General features: G+C 74.8%; 14 protein-coding genes and 1 pseudogene. 9 read left to right on the forward strand and 6 right to left on the reverse strand.

Annotated elements, in window-relative coordinates; all coding sequences use genetic code 11:
• Positions 1 to 13 precede the first annotated feature (13 nt).
• The 7 genes from ABD191_RS13770 (at position 14) to ABD191_RS13800 (ending at position 12,095) form a co-directional block, all read left to right on the forward strand.
• Positions 14 to 685 carry a hypothetical protein gene (locus tag ABD191_RS13770; protein ID WP_344081225.1) on the forward strand — a complete coding sequence of 224 codons (672 nt, stop codon included), beginning with the start codon at positions 14 to 16 and terminating at the stop codon, positions 683 to 685.
• A 102-nt stretch (positions 686 to 787) separates the two neighbouring features.
• A complete protein-coding gene (locus tag ABD191_RS13775; protein ID WP_344081228.1) occupies positions 788 to 1,045 on the forward strand; it encodes a WXG100 family type VII secretion target in 258 nt (85 codons plus the stop codon).
• Between the two features lie 11 nt (positions 1,046 to 1,056).
• Complete coding sequence (locus tag ABD191_RS13780) at positions 1,057 to 5,472, forward strand: FtsK/SpoIIIE domain-containing protein (RefSeq protein WP_344081231.1); 4,416 nt, start codon at positions 1,057 to 1,059, stop codon at positions 5,470 to 5,472.
• The gene (locus tag ABD191_RS13785) at positions 5,469 to 7,778 is read left to right on the forward strand and encodes a serine/threonine-protein kinase (protein WP_344081234.1); all 2,310 of its coding nucleotides are present in this window, start codon (positions 5,469 to 5,471) and stop codon (positions 7,776 to 7,778) included. The genes ABD191_RS13780 and ABD191_RS13785 overlap by 4 nt, the downstream gene beginning before the upstream one ends.
• A gap of 14 nt (positions 7,779 to 7,792) precedes the next feature.
• A complete protein-coding gene (locus ABD191_RS13790; RefSeq protein ID WP_344081237.1) occupies positions 7,793 to 8,767 on the forward strand; it encodes an AAA family ATPase in 975 nt (324 codons plus the stop codon).
• A gap of 11 nt (positions 8,768 to 8,778) precedes the next feature.
• Positions 8,779 to 9,939, forward strand: a complete 1,161-nt coding sequence (locus ABD191_RS13795) for a DUF58 domain-containing protein (protein ID WP_344081240.1) — start codon at positions 8,779 to 8,781, stop codon at positions 9,937 to 9,939.
• Positions 9,936 to 12,095, forward strand: a complete 2,160-nt coding sequence (locus ABD191_RS13800) for a transglutaminase domain-containing protein (protein ID WP_344081243.1) — start codon at positions 9,936 to 9,938, stop codon at positions 12,093 to 12,095. Before ABD191_RS13795 ends, ABD191_RS13800 begins: the two co-directional genes overlap by 4 nt.
• 305 nt (positions 12,096 to 12,400) lie before the next feature.
• Here ABD191_RS13800 and ABD191_RS13805 read toward each other — a convergent pair whose 3' ends face one another.
• The 3 genes and pseudogenes from ABD191_RS13805 to ABD191_RS29255 form a co-directional block, all read right to left on the reverse strand.
• On the reverse strand, positions 12,401 to 12,712 hold the full coding sequence (locus tag ABD191_RS13805) for a hypothetical protein (protein WP_344081246.1): 312 nt from the start codon (positions 12,710 to 12,712) through the stop codon (positions 12,401 to 12,403).
• Positions 12,713 to 12,803: 91 nt separating this feature from the next.
• On the reverse strand, positions 12,804 to 15,185 hold the full coding sequence (locus ABD191_RS13810; RefSeq protein ID WP_344081249.1) for an ATP-binding protein: 2,382 nt from the start codon (positions 15,183 to 15,185) through the stop codon (positions 12,804 to 12,806).
• Positions 15,186 to 15,241: 56 nt separating this feature from the next.
• Positions 15,242 to 15,499: pseudogene (locus ABD191_RS29255) on the reverse strand (ATP-binding protein); the annotation flags it as partial.
• Here ABD191_RS29255 and ABD191_RS13815 point away from each other — a divergent pair.
• Positions 15,487 to 16,218, forward strand: coding sequence for a hypothetical protein (locus ABD191_RS13815; protein WP_344081252.1), 732 nt, complete (start codon positions 15,487 to 15,489; stop codon positions 16,216 to 16,218). The pseudogene ABD191_RS29255 and the gene ABD191_RS13815 overlap by 13 nt on opposite strands.
• Here ABD191_RS13815 and ABD191_RS13820 read toward each other — a convergent pair.
• The 3 genes from ABD191_RS13820 to ABD191_RS13830 all read right to left on the reverse strand — a co-directional run bounded on the left by ABD191_RS13820 (position 16,191) and on the right by ABD191_RS13830 (position 17,568).
• A complete protein-coding gene (locus tag ABD191_RS13820; protein WP_344081254.1) occupies positions 16,191 to 16,478 on the reverse strand; it encodes a hypothetical protein in 288 nt (95 codons plus the stop codon). The genes ABD191_RS13815 and ABD191_RS13820 overlap by 28 nt on opposite strands.
• Before the next feature lie 121 nt (positions 16,479 to 16,599).
• Positions 16,600 to 16,923, reverse strand: coding sequence for a hypothetical protein (locus ABD191_RS13825; RefSeq protein ID WP_344081257.1), 324 nt, complete (start codon positions 16,921 to 16,923; stop codon positions 16,600 to 16,602).
• Positions 16,924 to 16,980: 57 nt separating this feature from the next.
• The gene (locus ABD191_RS13830) at positions 16,981 to 17,568 is read right to left on the reverse strand and encodes a TetR/AcrR family transcriptional regulator (protein WP_344081260.1); all 588 of its coding nucleotides are present in this window, start codon (positions 17,566 to 17,568) and stop codon (positions 16,981 to 16,983) included.
• An 81-nt stretch (positions 17,569 to 17,649) separates the two neighbouring features.
• On the opposite strand from ABD191_RS13830, the gene ABD191_RS13835 reads away from it, so the two are divergent.
• Positions 17,650 to 18,525 (forward strand): SDR family oxidoreductase, encoded by an 876-nt coding sequence (locus tag ABD191_RS13835; protein WP_344081263.1) that lies wholly within the window; start codon positions 17,650 to 17,652, stop codon positions 18,523 to 18,525.
• Positions 18,526 to 18,837: the final 312 nt, after the last annotated feature.

An 18,837-nucleotide genomic window follows, 5' to 3' on the forward strand; every position in this document is an offset into this window, starting at 1 on the left:
CGGTGGAGGCTCAGTGAGTACGCAGTCGCTCGTGGTGACGGTCGACGGGGTCCGGCGCGAGATCGCGGCCGACGCGTCGTTCTCGTTCGGCCGGGCCAGCGGCTGCACGGTGTGCCTGGACCCCGACGACCCGGCCATCTCCCGGCTGGCCGGCGAGATCGAGCGGGCGGGCGACGTGTGGCTCGTCGTCAACCGCAGCCGGAGCCGCCAGTTCGCGGTCGTCGACCAGTACGGCCTGCGCCGGGTGCTCGGCCCCGGGCAACGCGAGCCGGTCGACGGCCGGGTCCGGGTCATCGTGGACGGCGCCAACGCCAGTCACGAACTGATCGTGGAGGGCCCGCCCGCCGGGATCGTCGCGGCCGACGACGCGACCGGGCTGCCCACCTCGGCAGGGCACGGCGTGATCATCAACGACGCGGACCGGCACGCGCTGGTCGCGCTCTTCGCCGGCTACCTGCAGGAGGGGCCGCGCTACGACCCCAACCCCAAGTCGTACGCCGCGGCGGCGGCCCGGCTCGGATGGCCCCGCACGACGCTGGTGAAACGGATCGAATACCTGCGTACCCGGCTGGCCAACGCCGGGGTGCCCAACATGCAGGGCTGGAACGCGCTGAGTTCGCTCGCCGAGTACGCCCTGACCACCGGCATGATCACTCGCGAGGACCTGCGCCTGATCGAACAGTGACCGCCTCGCGTTGGGGAGGGTTTCCGATGTCGCGCCGTCGCCGCGCTGCCTAGCTTCGGTGGCACGACGGGTCACCGACCCGCACCGACCCGAGGAGCCCCGATGATCCAGGCCGAACTGGCAGAGCTGGAGACCCTGTCCCGCCGACTCGGCACGTGCAGCGGCGAGGTCGACGACCTCAAGCGCGCGCTGACCACGCTCATCGCGACGACGACGTGGACCGGCGGCGCCGCCGACCGGTTCCGCCACGCGTGGGAGTCGCAGTTCCGCCCCGCGCTGGACGCCCTCGCCCGGGAACTGACCCACGCCTCGACCGAGGTCGACCGCCGCAAGGTCGCCATCGACCACGCGGCGAACTGACGGCAACCCCGGTGGACGTCGACATCGTGGTGGACGGCGTCGAGGTCGCCGTGCGGGCTGAGCCCGGGGCGACCGTCGGCGACCTGCGCCGCGGGCTGGCCGGGATCGGCCTGCCGGACGCGCCGCTGTCGGTCGGCGCGGGCCGCGTGCTGCCCGACGACGCGCCGCTGGCCGGCGCGGGCCTGCACCACGGCGTCGCCGTCCACACGGACGGCCGGGCCGGCTGGACGCTGCCGCCGGACCGGGCGGCCGGCTGGGAGATCGCGGTGGTGGGCGGCCTGCACGGCGGCCGCACCGCCACGGTCGGGCCCGGCGAACGGGCGGGCGTGGGACGCTCGCCCCGCAGCCGGCTGCGCATCCCCGACCACGAGGTGAGTCGCGAGCACGCCGAGGTGCGCGTCTCACCCGACGGCGCCGGCGCGGAACTCGTCGACCGCGACTCGGCCAACGGCATCCGGCTCGGCGCGTGGCGCCTGGACGCGCCGGGCGACCTCACCACCGGCCAGGTCTTCGCGATCGGCGAGTCCGTGGTCGCGGCGCGCCGCCCGGGCGACGAGCCGGTCGGCGAGGTCACGGCGGACGGGGCCACCCGGCTGTTCAACCGGCCACCCCGCATCACCCCGCCCGACCGGCTGCCCGAACTGCTCGTGCCCGTCGAGCCGGTCCGGCCGCGCGGGTTCCGTTTCCCGTTGGCGGCCACGCTCGCCCCCGCCCTGCTGTGCGGGGCGCTCTACCTGTTCCTGCCGGCGGGCGGCTTCGGCGGGTACCTGATCGTCATGATGGCGCTGTCGCCGCTCATGGCCGTGGCCAACCTCGTCGCCGACCGGCGCAGCGGACGTCGGGAGTACGCGCGGGCGATGGCCGACTACGGGCGCGCCCGCGAGGCCTTCGACGCCGAACTGGCCGCGGCGGCCGGCGCGCAGGAGGCGGCCGACCGGGCCGCGCACCCCGATCCGTCCACAGTGGTCGGGCGTACGAGGCCGGGGCGCTCGCGGCCGGCCGCGTCCCTGTGGCAGCGACGCCCCGCCGACGCTGACTTCCTCACGCTGCGGATCGGCCTGGTGGACCGGCCCGCGCGCCTCATCCTGCGGCCCGACGCGGCGTCCGCGGGCGGCGTTGACGAGCCGCTGCCCGTGCTGCACGACGTGCCGCTCACCGTCTCGCTGCCCGAGGCCGGGGTCCTCGGCGTGGCCGGCCCTCGCTCGACCGTGCTCGCCGCGGGGCGGGCGCTGCTGGCCCAGGCCGCCATCCTGCACTCCCCCGCCGAGCTGGGCATCCTCGTCATCACCGGGCGGGACACCGCGCCGGACTGGGAGTGGACGACCTGGCTGCCGCACACCCTGCCGGCATCGTCGGCGTTCGCCTGCCGCCGGCTGGTCGCCACGGACGCGGCGCAGGCCGAGGCGCGCCTGGCCGAACTCCGGCGGCTCATCGAGGAGCGGGCAACGCAGCGCCGAACCGCGCTCCACCAGGGGCCGCCGGCCGGACGCACCATGCTCGTGGTGCTGGACGGCGCGCACCGGCTGCGCGACCTCGCCGGCCTGGCCGAGGTCCTGGCCACCGGCCCGGCCGCCGGCGTCCACGCGCTGTGCCTCGACGACCGGGAGCACTCCCTGCCCGACGAGTGCGCGGCCACGGTCGTCGTCGGGCCCGAGGCGACGCGGGCGACCGTACGCCGCGCCGGGTTCGCGCCGGTCGCCGACGTCCTGATCGACGGGCTGACGCCCGAGCCCGCCCTGGCCGCGGCCCGGGCCCTGGCGCCACTGCGGCTGCTGGGCGAGCGCGGCCAGGACGCGGCGCTGCCCGACCGCGCACGCCTGCTCGACGTGATCGACACCGGAGAAGGCTCGGTCCGCCCAGGCGGATGCCTGGGCGGCGCCGGTGAGCCGAGCGCGGCGGCGGTGCGGCGGCGCTGGGCGGCGCAGCCCCACGGGCGCAGCACAGTGGCCCAGCTCGGGCTGGGCGCCGCCGGACCGGTGAGCGTGGACATCCGCCGCGACGGGCCGCACGCCCTCGTCGCGGGCACGTCCGGCGCTGGCAAGTCGGAGCTGCTGCGCACGTTCGTCGCGTCGCTGGCGCTGGCGAACACGCCCGACGCGCTCACCTTCGTACTCGTGGACTACAAGGGCGGCAGCGCGTTCGCCGCCTGCGCCGACCTGCCGCACTGCGTCGGACTCATCACCGACCTCGACGGGCACCTGGTGTCGCGAGCCCTCGACTCCCTGTCGGCCGAACTGCGCCGCCGCGAGGAACTGTTCGCGGCCGCCGGCGCGACCGACATCGAGGACTACTGGCTGCGTACCGGGGCGCGGCTGCCCCGGCTCGTGATCGTGGTCGACGAGTTCGCGTCCCTCGTCGAGGAGCTGCCCGAGTTCGTCCCGGGCGTCGTCGGCATCGGCATGCGCGGGCGCAGCCTCGGCGTGCACGTGGTCCTGGCCACGCAGCGCCCCGCCGGCGTGGTGACCGCCGACCTGCGGGCCAACCTGAACCTGCGCGTCGCGTTGCGCGTGACGTCCACGTCGGACTCCCAGGACGTGATCGACGTGCCGGACGCGGCCCGCATCCCGCACCGGCTGCCCGGCCGGGCCTTCCTGCGTACCGGGCACGCGGAGCTGACCGAGTTCCAGGCCGCCCTGGTGAGCTGGCCGAGGCCGAGCGGCGCGCCCGCCGGCGACGGGGGCGCTCCCGTGACCGTGACGCGGCGCCGGATCGACGCCCTGGGCCTGCCGGAGCGCCGCGCCGGGCACGGCGGCGACGAAGCCGTACCCGACACGGACCTGACGGCACTGGTGGCCGCGATCCGCGACGCGGCCGCCGAGAGCGGGCTGACCACGCCGCCGCGCCCGTGGCTGCCGCCGCTGCCGGAGGTGGTCACCCTCGCCAGCGTCAGTACGCCGGGCGCGGCGGCGATCGGGCTCGTCGACCGGCCCGCCGCCCAGGCGCAGGTCCCGTTCGTGCTGGAGCTGGAGCGCACCGGCCCGGTCGCGGTCGCCGGCGCGGTCCGGGCGGGCCGCAGCACGGTCCTGCGTACCCTCGCCGTCGCGCTGGCCGAGGACAGGTCCCCCGCCGATCTGCACCTGTACGCCCTCGACTGCGGCAACCAGGCGCTGGCCCCGCTCGCCGCGCTGCCGCACTGCGGGGCGGTCGTGGACGGCGACGACGCGGCGCGCACCGAGCGCCTGCTCGCGATGCTGCACGCCGAGGTGGTCCGCCGGCAACGGCTGCTGACGGCCGCCGGCCACGGCTCGTTCACCGAGACGAGCCTGCCGCTGGTCGTGCTGTTGCTGGACCGGCTGGAGGCGTTCGTCAACCGGTACGCCGAGACCGACGGCGGCCGGCTGGTCGACCGGCTGGAGTCGTTGCTGCGTACCGGCCCGGCCGCCGGCGTCACCGTCGTGCTGAGCACCGACCGCACCGGCTTCGGACATCGCGTCGCGTCGGCCGTGGCCGCCCGGCTGGTGCTGCGGCAGGCGTCGCCGGACGACGCGGCCGCGTTCGGCGTGGACCCGCGCGGGCTGCCCCGGCACCTGCCGCCCGGGCGCGGGGTGTGGGGGCCGACCGGCGAGCACGTGCAGGTCGCCGTGCTCGACCCCGATCCTGGCGGCGCGGCGCAGGCCACGGCCGTCGCCCGGGCTGCGGCCGCCCTCGGCGCCCGGTGGGACGGCGTTGCCGAGCGGTTCCTCCCCCAGCGGCTCGACCGGCTCCCGGACGAGATCAACACGGCCGAGGCGGAGGCGTTGCGCGTCGGCGCCCGCCCGGCCGGGCCGGCGGTGTGCAGCCCGGCGGTCGGCGGCGACCGGCTCGGACCCGTCGATGTCGACCTGGCGGACGCGGGCGGCTCGTTCCTCGTGGCCGGCCCGCAGCGCGCCGGCCGCTCGACCGCGCTGATGACGATCGCCGCGACCCTCGCCGGACGGCGCACGGGTGACCTGCCCGTCCTGGCGGTCGCGCCGCGCCCGTCGCCGCTGCGCGACCTGGCCGGCGGCGAGGGCGTTCTCGACGTGCTCACCGGCGACCCGCAGGAGGTCGCGGCCGGGATCGCCGACGCCCTCGCGGCGGGCCCGTTCGCGCTCGTCGTGGACGACGGCGAACTCCTGGGCGCCGATTACGAGCTGGCCGAGCTGCTGGACGGGTTCGCCCGCGACGCCCGCGACCGCGGCTGCCTGCTGGTCGCCGCGGTCACCACGGAGGACGTGCTCGCCAACCCGTACCGGGGGTGGCTGGCGACCGCGCGCCGGCCCCGCAGCGGCCTGCTGCTGAACCCGGCGAGCCACCTCGACGGCGACGTGTTCGGCCTGCGGCTGCCCCGCTCGACCGGCGGCGGCTGGCCGCGCGGGCGGGCACTGCTGGCGCTCCGCGGCGAGGCGACGACAGTCCACATTACGACCCTGGCCAGCGCGGATGCGCCGACCGGAGCACGACCATGATCAATACAGTGCCGCCGCCCGGCTACGGTACGGTGGTCCGCGAACTGCTGCCCGCTCCGTTCGCGGAGACCGACGCCGGTGAGGTGACCACCCCCATGGTGCCACTGCCGGGAGCCGCCCTTCCGGGAGTCAGGCTGCTGGGTGACGTGCCCGGCGGCGGGCCGATCGTAGCCGTGCCCGGCGTCCGCGACGGCGACAGCGTCCCCGTGCGGGTCCTGCTCGTGACCGCCCCGCTCGACGCGGCGACGCGCCGGCGGATCCGCGTCGAATGCGCCGAACTGGAGGCGATCCTCACCGGCGTGCCCGACGACCTTGTCAGTGGCCTGCTCGACCACGGCGTGACCGACGACGGCCGGCCGTACCTGCTGGTCCCCGACCCCGGCCCGGACCTCGCCGCCGACCCGCCGGCCGGCGTAGGGCTGATCCTCGCGGCGGCGCGCGCCGCCGCCGACGGCCTGGCCGCCCTCGCCGCCCGAGGGTTCGTGGAGCGCCCGCCCGCGCTGCGGCGAGCCGGCGAGGGCGGCGTCATGCTCGCCACCCCGCTGCCCCCCGCGCTGGCCGAACTCGCCGACGACGGCATCGACACGCCGCCGGAGGTACGCGCCGGCGGCAACTGGTCGCCCGCCGGGCAGGTGTACACGGTCGCCGCGGCGCTGCTCGCGGTGCTCGGCGGCGGCACCGGCGCGGTCGGCCGGACCCTGCGCGCCGCGCACGGCGACGACCCGGCCGCCCGCCCGGCCGACCCCGGCGCCCTCGCCGACCAGCTCGCCAACGCCGCCGAGCGGGCCGCCGAAGAAGCCGCCGCACGGGCCGCCGTTGAAGAAGCCGCCGCACGGGCCGCCGCTGAAGAAGCCGCCGCGCGGGCCGACGCCGAGGCCGGCGGCGGGCGGCGCGTCGACGAGACGATGCCGCCGCGCTCGGCGCCCGCCTACCCGCCCGTGGCGCAGCCCCGCCCGCTGGGCAGCCGGTACCTGCTCGACGCCCAGATCGGTCGGGGCGCGAGTGGGCACGTGTGGGCCGGGCGCCGCCGCGAGGACGACAGCCCGATCGCGGTCAAGCTGTTGCGCGCCGAGCTCACCGAGGACCCGGAGGCGGTCAACCGGTTCCTGCGCGAACGCACCGTGCTGACCCGCCTGCGTCACCCGAACCTGGTCCGGGTGCATGACCTGGTGGCCGAGGGTGACGTGCTGGCCATCGTGATGGACCTCGTGCCGGGCGAGGACCTGCGCCGGCTGGCGCTGCGGCGCCGGCTGTCCGTCGCGCAGGCGGCCGGCCTGCTCGCCCAGGTCGCCGACGCGCTCGCGGCCGTACACGCGGCCGGCGTCGTGCACCGCGACGTGAAGCCGGCCAACGTCCTGGTCACCGGGCAGGGCGAGACGCTGACCGCGCTGCTGTCCGACTTCGGCATCGCCCGGGCGATCGAGGGCGCGACCAGTACCCAGCTCATCGGAACGGCCGCCTATCTCGCCCCGGAGATCGTGCTGGGCAGTCCGCCGTCGCCCGCCGCGGACGTGTACGGGCTCGGCGCCATGGCGTACGAGCTGCTGACCGGCGAACGGCTGTTCACCGGGCCGACGTCGGAGGCCGTCCTGCGCCAGCAGGTCGACAAGGTGCCGCAGCGTCCGGCCGGGCTCGACGACGCGGTATGGGACCTGCTCGCGGCGTGCCTGGACAAGCAGCCCGAGCGGCGGCCCGCCGCCGCCGAGGTGGCCGACGCGTGGTCGCGGCTCGGCGGTACGCCCCGGCTGGCCGGCATGGCGGTCGCCCCGCCGGCCCGTCCCCGGACCGAACCCGACGACGGCGGACCCGGCACCGTGCGCAAGGCGCGCCCGGTGCCCGTACGCCCGAAGGAAGAGCAACCACGACGGCGCTGGTGGCGGCGCCCGGCGCCGCTGCTCGCGATGGTCGTGGCCCTCGGTCTTGTCGCCGGGTCCGCGTTCGCGGTCCTGACCTCCGGCGGATCCGGACGCGGCACGGCCCTGGATCTCACGGCGTCACCGGCCGCGAGCGGGTCGGTTGGGCAGCCGGGTTTCGTGACCGTGCCCGCCACCGTGACCGCCTCCGGCTCGGCGGCGACCGTGCGGTGGTCCGCCGCGGCGGGTGAGCTTCCGGGGTTTTCCTTCTTCCTGGTCGTCAACGCCGACGGCGCGCCGGTGTCGGACCAGCTCGCGGCCGACATCACGTCGTTCACCGTGCCGCTCTCCCGGGTCAAGGAAACCTGCTTCCTGGTGCTCGCGGTCGGTGCGGCCGACCCGTCCCCCGCCGCCCCACCGCCGCCGCCCGCCTGCCTGCCGACCCCTCGTTGACGAAGGACGCACGGATGACGATGTACGCCCCCACCGCCAGCGGAAACGCGGCGGACCTGGCCGCCGCCATCAGCAACAACATCGAACAGGTGCTGCGCGGCAAGACGGCCGCGATCCGGCTCGCCCTGACGTGCCTGTTCGCCGGCGGCCACCTGCTGATCGAGGACGTGCCCGGCACCGGCAAGACGTCGCTGGCGAAGGGCCTGGCCAACAGCATCGGCGGCACGGCGCACCGCATCCAGTTCACGCCCGACCTGCTGCCCACGGACATCACCGGCGTGTCCGTGTGGCACCAGCAGCGGCAGGGCTTCGAGTTCCGGCACGGGCCCGTCTTCGCCAACGTCGTGGTCGCCGACGAGATCAACCGGGCCTCGCCGAAGACCCAGTCGGCGCTGCTGGAGGTCATGGAGGAGGCTCAGGTCACCGTGGACGGTGTCACGCACGGGGTGCCGACGCCGTTCCTCGTGGTCGCCACGCAGAACCCGATCGACCTGGAGGGCACCTACCGGCTGCCCGAGGCGCAGCTCGACCGGTTCCTCATGCGGATCTCGCTGGGTCACCCCGACGTGGCCGTGGAGGAGGAGATCCTCAGCGGCCGCGCCCGCTCCGCGCCGCCGGTGCTGCGCGCGGTCACCTCGCCGGACCACGTCGCCGCCGTACAGGCCGAGGTCGGGCACATCCACGTCGCCCCGGAGATCGCCCGCTACATCGCCCTCGTCGCGTACGGCACGCGCAACCACGACGCGCTGCGCCTCGGCGTGAGCACCCGGGGCAGCCTCGCCCTGGTACGCGCGGCCCAGGCGTACGCGGCCTGCGCCGGCCGGCACTACGTCGTACCCGATGATGTGAAGGCCGTGGCCGGCGCGGTGCTGACCCACCGGCTGGTGCTGTCCGCGCACGCGGACGTGCGGGGCACCACGGCGGCGCAGGTGCTCGCGGAGGTGCTGGACAGCGTGCGCGTGCCGACCCTGTCGGCCGCGCGGGCCTGAGGTCGGGCGACGTGCGGCGCTTCACGGCCACCGGCTCGGGCATCGGCCTGGCCGCCGGCGCGGTCGCCTGCTACGGCCTGGGTGTGCTGCTCGGCTATCCGGTGCTCGTCGCGATCGCGGTCGGCGCGTTCGCCGTACTCGCGTGCGCCCTGGTGGCGGTCGCGGTGCGCCCGTCGGTCACGCTGACCCGGCGGGTCACGCCGGCCCGCCTGACGGTGGGCGAGATCGCCACCGGCGAGGTCGAGGTGCGCAACACCGTGCGGTGGCCGTCGCCCGCGTTCACCGCCATCGACCAGATCGGCGCGGGAGAGCTCGTGGAGCTGGCCGTCTCCCCGCTGGCCGGCCACGGTCGCCGCACCGTGCGCTACGAGGTGCCCGCCCGGCGACGCGGCCGGCTGCGGCTCGGCCCGATGACCGTACTGCGGCGCGACCCGTTCGGGTTGCTCGCGTGGCGGCAGCGGCAGACCGCCGACGGGGTGCTGTGGGTCCATCCCCGGGTGCATCCGCTGCAACCGTTGCCGGTCGGGGTGGTGCTCGACTACGAGGGACGGGCCAACGACCAGGCCAGGCTGGGCACCGTCACGTTCTCGTCGCTGCGCGACTACGTGCCCGGCGACGACCCGCGCCAGATCCACTGGAAGACGACCGCGCGGTTGGGCACCCTCGTCGTCCGCGAGCACGTGGACACCATGGAACCCACGACAACGGTCGTGCTCGATGCCCGCGCGGACGCTTTCAGCTCCGCGCAGTTCTTCGAGTACGCCGTAGAGCTGGCCGCCTCGGTCGTCCGCGCGGTGGAGAGCGTGGGCCGCCCGGTGACCCTGCGGGTCGTGGGCGAGCAGGCCGACGGCGGCGCCGAGTCCACGATGGACCGTCTCGCGCTGGCCGAGCCGACCCCGGACCCGGACCCGCTGCGGCTGCTCAGCGTGATCGAACGGGCCCCGGGCGGCGGCGTCCTGGTCGCCGTCACCGGCCCGATCGACGCCGGCCTGCTGGGCCGGCTGGCCGAACAGCGACGCCGGTACGCCCCCGTGGTCGTCGTGGCCCTCGGCGGCTCGTCGACGACCGGCAGCGTGGCACGCCGGCCGGGGATGGCGATCATCGACGCGCCGAACGCGGTCGAGGCGGCGTTCGCGTGGAACCGGCTCGTCCGCGGGGAGACGGCATCGTGAGCGGGCTCGTCCGCGGTGCGCTCGTCGCGCCGCTGGTCCGGGTCGGCTTTGCCGGCCTGCTGGGGGCCCTGGCCGGCCTCGGGTTCGCGCCCGCCTTCGGCGGATTCAGCGGCCCGCTGCTGACCGGCGTGCTGGCCGCGACCGGTACGGCGGCCGGCATGGGGGTCGTCGCCGCGCTGTCGGGCACGTCCCGGTCAGCCCCGCGGCTGCCCGCGGCCATGGCCGGGCTGGTCGGCGCGCTCGCGGTCGTCGCCGTCGCCGCGGCGGTCACCGGGGCGGGCGCCGCCGTGGTGCACGGGCCCCGCCAACTGCTCACCGGCGCGGTACCCGCGGACCCGACCGGCCCGCCGCTCGCGGCGGCCGCCATCGTCGCGGGGTGGAGCACCCTGGCCGCCCTCCTGCTCGCCGTGTACGCCCGAACGCCACTGGCCGCCGCCGCGCCGCCGGTCGCCTGCCTGGTCATCGCGCTGAGCCTCGGCGCGGCCGGACCGTCGCTTCCGGCGTGGTACGCGGCCGCCTTCCTCGCCGGCGCCCTCGGTCTGCTGCTGACCGGCGCCAGCCGTTCGGTGCCGGGCGGCGCGGTTCCGGGCGGCGCGGCCCGGGAGAGCGCGCCGGGCCGCCGGTTTTCGCCGGTACGGGCCGGGCTGGCGGCCGCCATCGCCGTCCTCGCCGCCGTGGCCGCGATCGTGCTGGGGCCCGGCGCCCCCGGGGTCGGCACGCGGCCGCCGGCCGACCTGCGCGCCGCCGTCGCGCCGCCGGTGACGCCGCGCAGCGGGGTGAGCCCGCTGCAGCAGTACCTCGCCCTGCGTGACGGCCGGGTCCGGCTGGCCCTCACGGGCACGGTGTCGTCGCCGACCACAACGCTGCGGATGGCGACCCTCACCCGGTTCGACGGGTCGTACTGGACCGTCGCCGGTGACTTCCGGCGCGCAGGTCACCAACTGCCCGTAGCGGAAGCGGCGGACGCCCGGGTCGTACGCGCGCACGTGGAGGTGACCGCTGGCGAACTCGACTGGCTGGTCACGGCCGGCCGGGCGACGACTGTCAGCCAGAGCGGCCTCGGGGTGGACGAGGCGACCGGCGACCTCGCCGTCCCGATCGACACCACCCCGCCGCGCGCGTACGACGTGGCGGCCAGGGTCGGCGAACCGGACCCGCACCGCGTGCTGGCCGCCCAACCGGTGCCCCCGGCACAGCCGCTCACGCCGCCACTGCCGGCCGACGTGCGCAGCTTCGTCGACCGGGTGGTCGCCGACCAGCCCGAGGGCGCCGACCAGTTGCTCGCCCTCTACCGCCACTTCCGCGACAACGGCAAGTTCCGCTACGACCAGGCCGAGGACGCCGCGGGCGGGCACGGCTACTACCAGATCCAGCGGCTACTGGCGACGAAGCGCGGCACCAGCGAGCAGTACGCCAGTGCGTACGCGGTGCTGGCCCGCCAGCTCGGCGCCGACGCCCGGGTGGTGATGGGCCTGCGTCCCCGCTACACCGGCGAGCGGTTCGAGGCCAGCGGCGCGGACGTGGACGCCTGGGTCGAGGTGCGCTTCGCCGGCCTCGGCTGGGTGACGCTCGACCCGAGCCCGCGCGCCAACCCCATCGGCACCCGCGCCGGCGCCCGCCCGGCCGGGTCGGCGCCCCGGCCGGCGGACGACCCGTTCGGCCAGGCCGACCGCCCGGACCCGGTCGTCGACCCCGACGACGAGGCGCCCGCCGACCTCGCCGGGCCCAGCGCGGCGGACCGACAGGTGCCCACCTGGGCGTGGGCGGCAACGGTCCTCATCGCGCTGCTCCTCGCGTCCGTCCTGGCCACCCCGGCCGTCAAGGTCGCCCGCCGGACCCGGCGCCGACGGGCCGGGCCGACCCGGCTCGCCGTGCTCGGTGCCTGGTGGGAGACGCTGGAGCGGTTACGCGAGGCCGGCATCGCCGTGACCCCCTCGATGACCACCGGCGAGGTGGTGGCCCGGGCCACCGGTGTGGCCGGCCTGCCCCACCTGGCGTCCCTCGTGGACAGCGCGGCGTACGCCCCGGAAGAGCCGGGACCCGCGCAACGCACCGACGCTTGGGAGCGCGCCGGGGAGGTACGGCGTCAGCTGCGGGCCACGGTGCGGGTGACGCGGCGCCTCGCCGGATACCTCGATCCGCGCACCCTTCGCTGAGGCGGGCGGCGAGGTTCCGGGCGAGGGCAGGTCAGGCCGGCGCGGCCGGCCGGCGCAACGCCGAACGACAGGAAGGCCGAGCAGGGCCGAAACGGCTCGCGATGCCGCGACGGTCAGCACAGCGGGGCGACTGCCCCGCCAGGCCAGCACTGCGGCGGCGATGGTGATCAGGCCCAGTACCGCGACGGTGTAGATCAGGCCGAGCGGCGGGGCTCCCTCGACCCCGGTGGCGAACACGCCGGCTACATCGAGCAGGCCGAGGAGGAGACTGAGCAGGAGACCGGTGACGACGGCCGGGGTGCGGTTCATGGTGTACCTCCTGGGTGGTGGGCGGCGGCCACGACGGCGACCGTCGTGAGGATGTCGCTGGTGACGCCGGCCTGCGCGTCCTGCCGCGTCCGGCTCTCCACCAGCGCCCGGAAGCTGATCGCCGTGGCGCGGCTGGCGAAGATGATGGTGGTGTGGCTCTTGCCGGTTTCGGGGTCGTCCATCCAGAACCCGGACACGAAGCCCGGCTGACGACACACCAACGGCACGATCTCCTCGGTGAGGAGGCGGCGCTGCTCGTCCCTGCGGGCCACGTCCGTCGTCCAGATGCCCACGACTGCGTGCATCACGTCGCGCCTCCTGGCGTCAGCGTTCCGGTACGTCGCTGACGCTATGGCCGGCCGGGCTGGCCGCCATCGGGGAAACCACTCAGCTGGGTACTCAGCGCGACGCGTCGCCCCGGGTCGCGTACCAGGAGGCGATACGCGCACGCGACTCGAACCCGAGCTTGGTGAGGATGTGGGTGACGTGGTTCTCGACCGTGCGCTCCGACAGCCGCAGCCGCTGTGCGATCTGACGGTTGCTGAGCCCGTCCGCCACGAACGCCGCGACCTGCTCCTCGCGGGGCGTCAGGACGCTGTGGCGGGTGTCGCGCAGGGCGGTCGCGTCGGCCAACACGCGCGGCATGCCGAGCCGCCGCGCGATGCGCACGGCGTGGTCGAGGTGCTCCCGGGCTGCCTGGTCGCGTCCGGTGCGCACGTGCAGGCGGGCGAGCGCCAGCCGGGCGATCGCCTCGTACGGTCCTGAGTCCATCGCCTTGGCCGACACCAGCGCGGTCCGCAGGTGCCCCTCGGCGATGTCCCACCGCTCGGTCGCGGTCGCCATCAGCCCGAGGTAGAGCGAGACCGGGCCGGCGGACGGTGTGTGCGCCCCGGAGATGGCCTGCCGGTCCGCGTACGGAGTGAGCGCCTCAGCGATCGCCGCGGCGGTGACCCGATCGCCGACCGCGACGCATACCTCGGCGTTTCCGCAGGCCGCGACGATCCACTCAGGAGCGTTGCGGGGGAAGGCGGACACATGCGGCGCCACCGCGGCCCACAGGTGCGCCGCCTCGTCGAGCCGACCCCGGCCGACGAGCAGGTGGGCGAGCCAGGTTCTGGCGAGAAACGGTCCGGTTTCCACGAAGCGGGTGACCTCGGCCTCGACCTCGTCCAGACCTACCCCGTCCCATACCGCGATGTGGGCGCGGAACACGAGGTGGAAAAACGCCGCCTCGCCGTGCCCGCCCCGCAACCCGAGTTCGCGAGCGTCGTCGGCGAGTTCCCGGGCGGCGGCGAAGCGACCCTCGTGCGCCACGATCGCCGCCTGCATCATCGTCAGCCGCCAGTGCCACCACGGCTGCCGCAGGTGACCCACCACTGTGGTGAAGGCGGACAGTTCAGCGTCGATCTGGAGCCGGCGACCGAGTTCCCACAGGGCGTCCAGCCGCCAGGTGCGGCCCCAGGCGGCGTACTCGGCGTTGCCGGTTTCCTCGGCCAGCCGCAGGGCCCGGTCCCCCAGGGACAACCGCTCCAGCACGTACTGGCTGTTCACCAACGCGACCGCCCTGGCCTGCATCGCCAGGAAGCGGGCGTCGGGATCGCCGGTGGCCTCGGCGATCCGCAACGCGCGCCCGCTCAGGTCCTGATCGCCGCCGGCCGCGAACGAGTCAGTGGTGATCACCAGCTGCGCCATGAGTTTGGCCGCACGAACGGGGTCGGACTCGCCGATCAAACCCAACGCCTCCCGGCTCAGGGCGTGGACCTGCGCCGTCAACGGAGAATTCGTGATGCCGCGCAGCACCACGGCCGCGTCCGCCACGATGGCTGGCGCGGCGGTCGCCCGGCCGACGTCGGCCGCCTCCCGACAGGACCGCCAGGCGTCCTCGACCGCGCCGGCACGTAGCGCGCAGTGCGCCGCGTCGAGCAGCAGCGTTGCGCGTTCCGCCGCACCGCCGGTGATCAGTGGCAGCAGCGTGAGCGCCTCCCGGTACTGGAACGCCGCGTGCTCGTACGCGAGCTGGCTGCGTGCCCGGTGCGCCGCCTGCCGGGTCACCGCCAGCGCTTCGTCGGCCCCGCCGAGGGGGGCCGCCCGGCGCAGGTGGAACGCGATCGCGTCCATCGGGCCCGCGTACCCCGAGGCCGGCGGCGCCGCGGCCGCCTGAAGCACCGCAGCCGCCCGGGCGTGCAGGCGTTGCCGCTCAACCATGGGAAGCTCCGCGTACAGCACCTCCTGCGTGAGGACATGACCGAACCGCAGCCCTGGCCCGTCGAACCGCAGCGAGTCGGCGGCGATCGCCGGCTCAAGGAGGTCGAGCACCCGCCCCGGCGGCACGTCCATCAGCGCGCCCAACGTCGTGACCGTGAACTCCCGGCCGAGCACCGCGGCCCGCCGGAGCGCGTCCCGGGTGGCCGACGGCAACAGGTCCAACCGGCGGCCGATGACGTCGCGAACCCCCTGCGGCAGCCCGCCCTCGACATGACCGGCCGTCTCCCACAGCCGCACGAACTCCCGCACGAACAGCGGATTGCCCTCGGCCCGCTGCTGGACGACGCGGACGAGCGAATCCTCCGGCCGGCTGCCCGACACCAGGACGGTCAGCTGCGCCACCTCGTCCGGTGACAGCCGACCGAGCACCAGGTGGTCGACCGCCCGCTGCCGTCGGACCTCGGCCAGCGCTCCGGCCAGGTCACCGGGCGGGCCCACCTCCCCTTCCCGCAGGAGACCCACCACCAGCATCGCGGCGTCCGCCGCCGCGGCGGCCACGGCCAACAGCAACCGCACCGACGGCACGTCGGCCCAGCCCACGCGGTCCGCAAACCGGCGGCCCGCGCCCGGCCCACCAGGACATCAGCGAGGGCGGTCTTGCCGGCGCCAGCCTCACCCTCCACGAGCACCAGTCCACCGTGACCGTCCCGCGCGGCCGTGAGCCGCCGGTCGAGAACCATCAGTTCACGGGCCCGGCCAACCAGGCGCGCGTCGGTCACCGGCCCACCGTACCGGCAACCGCACGGCGCACCATGAGTACCACGATGAGTGGTTTCCCGGACGGCAGCCGCCCGGATCCAACCTAGCGTCGCCCGGTATGAACGAGACATCCTCCCTGCGACGGGCCGGCGGCTGGGCGCTGCTCCTCGCCGGCCTCACCGGCGTCGCGTGCGGCTTCTTCCTCGCGTACGTGCCACCAGCCGTGACCGACGACCGGTTCAGCTATCCGCTCACCGCCGACGGCTACGTCGCCATCCAGGTCTTCTTCTTCGTCCACCATCTGGCTCTGGCCTGGGGACTCCTCGCCGTCTGGCGAACGGGATACGCCGGCCGCGGCGTGCTCGCCGTCATGGGCGCGGTCGCCAGCGTCGGGTCCATGGTGCTGCTCGCCGGGCAGGAACTCGTCGCGATCTCCGCGAGGGACGCCGCGTACCCGTCACCGGAAACCGACACGATCGAAGGCGTCTACGGCGTGCTGTCCATGTTCAACGGATTCGCTCTCATCCTGCTCGGCATCGCCGTTGCGCGCGCCCGCCGGTGGCAGGGCTGGCCTCGGTTCGTCGTCCTCGCCCTAGGGATCTTCGTCTTCGTGCCGCTCACGCCGGCCCTCTTCGGCCCATTCGTGCTCGCCCGACTCACGATCGGCGCCTGGATGCTGATCTTCGCGCTGCTCGGCGTGGCGCTGCTACGGCCCGGTCGGCCTGAGCCGACCTCACCCAGCGACCTTCTTCCGGGAACGACGGAGAGCGTCGATCACGGACCTGACGCTGGCCCGTCGGCCGTGACCAGGAGTGCCGAAGATCAGCCGCTTCGACGGTTGCCGTACTGACGAGGGCTCTGCACCGTCCCGGAACGGCCGCGGACGCGGCCTGCGGCACCCCCGATGGGGTTAACGGGTGCCTTGCCTTTGGACCGGCGTGCCGCCCGGTTCTCGAAGGGCTGCGGCAGGTCCTCGGATTCCGCTTCGGCCTCAGCGGTGGGATCGGCGTCGCCGGGAGCGTCGGTCATCTGGGTACCCTCGCCTTGTTCAGGATCGGACTGATCGCCGCGGATCTTCAGCGCCGCCGCGACAAGCAGACGGTAGCGCACACCACCTCGGTCCGGCCGGCTGCCCGGCAGCCGATCCAGGTATGGCGGAACCTGCCTTTCCCGCACACCGGGCGGGACCGACCGGAACAGGTCGTGGGCCTGCGTCCCGAGCAGGGCGGCGTCAGTCGATCGGCTCGGCGCCGCTCAGATCTTCCAGGCGTACCGGCTGATGCCGGTCAAAGACCACGCCGAGCCCGTACGGGTCGCATCCGGGCAACCGGCCCTCCTGGAAGTGCAGGAGCCAGTCGTTGCCGGCATAGAACACGAGCTGCGGCTCGCCCAGCGGCAGCTCCTCGGGCTCGGAGGTCGCCCTCGGTCGGGCCGGACGAGGCCGGGTCGGCCAGCGACACGGCGCGCACGAAGCCAAGCGCCGCAGCCAGGTACTCGTCGATGTTGTCGACCACGTGGGCGACCATCGGTAGGTCGACGTCGTCAAGCTCGTCATCGCCCTCGAGCATGATGCGGCCACCATTCTCAACCATCAGCGACAGGGACACCCCGGTCAGGCGTGCCGGCTCTTGCCGGCGATCATGTCGACGAGAGTGTCGGTGAGGTCTTCGGCGCAGACGCCTCCCCACTTCGGGTCGGGGAGCTGGCCGCTGGCCTCCAGGCCGGCAATCCCGTTCGCGCTGCTGATGAGCAGGGCTGCGTATCGGCGGGCGTCCTGCTCGCCGACCAGGTCCGCGACGACAGCCAGGAACTCGGTCTGGCTTCGCTGGGCGGCGCGGGCGAGTGCTGTGGGGTCGCCGGGCGGGTTGCTGAACATGAGCTTGTAGAGGTGCGGCTGAAAGCGGCCGATGTCGATGAGCGCCATCAGACCGCCGCGAATTTTCTCGGCGGCCGATAGGCCCGGTTCCGCGCGAAGGGCCTGCATGCGGTCTCCGAGCGTGTCCCATGCCCGGGTCCCGACGGCGATCAGCAGGCTCTCCTTGTCGGGGAAGTGCCGGTATGGCGCTCCGCGGGTCACGCCGGCGCGCGCCCCCACCGCGCGCAAGGTCACCGCGTCGAGGCCACCGGAATCGAGCAGCTCAGCGGCCGCGTCGAGCAGGGCGCGGCGCGTGGCAGCGGCTGATTCGGCACGGCTGATCACGCAGGCGATCCTAGCCCGCCCGTGATGACTAAGTCACTTGAACCAGTTGACGATGTCATCTCAATCCCCCACACTCAAGAGATGACAACGTCATCTGAAACTCGGGAACTGGTAATCGTGACCGGGGCGTCGTCCGGCATCGGCGCGGCCACCGCGCGGGAGCTGGCTCGGCGCGGCTTCCACGTCCTCGCCGGCGTACGGCGCGACAGCGACCGGATGCCCCTACAGGCCAACGGCATCGAGCCCGTGATCCTCGACATCACCGACCCTGACCACGTCGCCGCGCTCGCCGCACGGGTCGACCGGGATCCGCGGCCGCTGCGGGCGCTGGTCAACAACGCCGGCATCCCCGGCGCCGGGCCGGTCGAGGTGATGCCGCTCAGCGAATGGCGGCGCATCTTCGAGGTGAACCTCTTCGGCCACGTCGCCATCACCCAGGCGCTGCTTCCCGCGCTGCTCCGCGACAAGGGACGCGTCGTCAACATCAGTTCCCTCAACGGCAGGATCTCGATGGCCGGCTACGGACCGTACGCCGCAAGCAAGTTCGCGATGGAAGCGATGAGCGACGCGCTCCGCAACGAGCTGCGTCCCCACGGCGTGCGGGTGGTCGTGGTCGAACCGGGCGGCGTCAAAACCGAGATGTCCCGCGTCGGCCTGGCCGCCCTCAGCCGCCTCGATGACGGGATGACGCCCGAGCAGAACGCGCGCTACGGCGCTCTGATGCGGGCGATACCTTCCCACGTGGCGGCGTTCACCAAGGCCGGCGTGACCTCCGACGTCGCCGCGAAGAGGATCGCCAGAGCGGTGACCGACAGCAGGCCCCGCACCCGTTACACCATCGGCGCGACGGCCGCCTTCCTCATCCGGGCTTCCCGCATCCTTCCCGACCGGATGCTCGACCGCATGACGACCTCCGACCTCCGCAAGCACTACCCGGCGACAACCGTGACCGCATGACCGCGCCACATACCAACGACGACAGGTCAGCGGGTGCGTCAACACGGTGCAGCGCTCGAACCGGGTGATGTGCTGCCATTGATTATTCGGTTGGCGCGGTGGCGGGAGGTCCGTAGCGTGGTCGGCATGTTCGCCATCCGGTTCGCGCGGCCCGCGGGTGTTCTCCCGTGCCGGCCGGCGGCCGTGTGCGCGCGGCGAGCCGATCGCTGACCCTCTCCCAGCACCAGCGGAACCCGCGGGAGAGGGTGTCGGCCGTACCCGGCGCGCGGTTTCGGCGCGGAGTCCTATGAGCGGGGTGGCACCCGCCCGCGT

Source organism: Luedemannella helvata (assembly GCF_039528415.1).
GTDB lineage: Bacteria > Actinomycetota > Actinomycetes > Mycobacteriales > Micromonosporaceae > Luedemannella > Luedemannella helvata.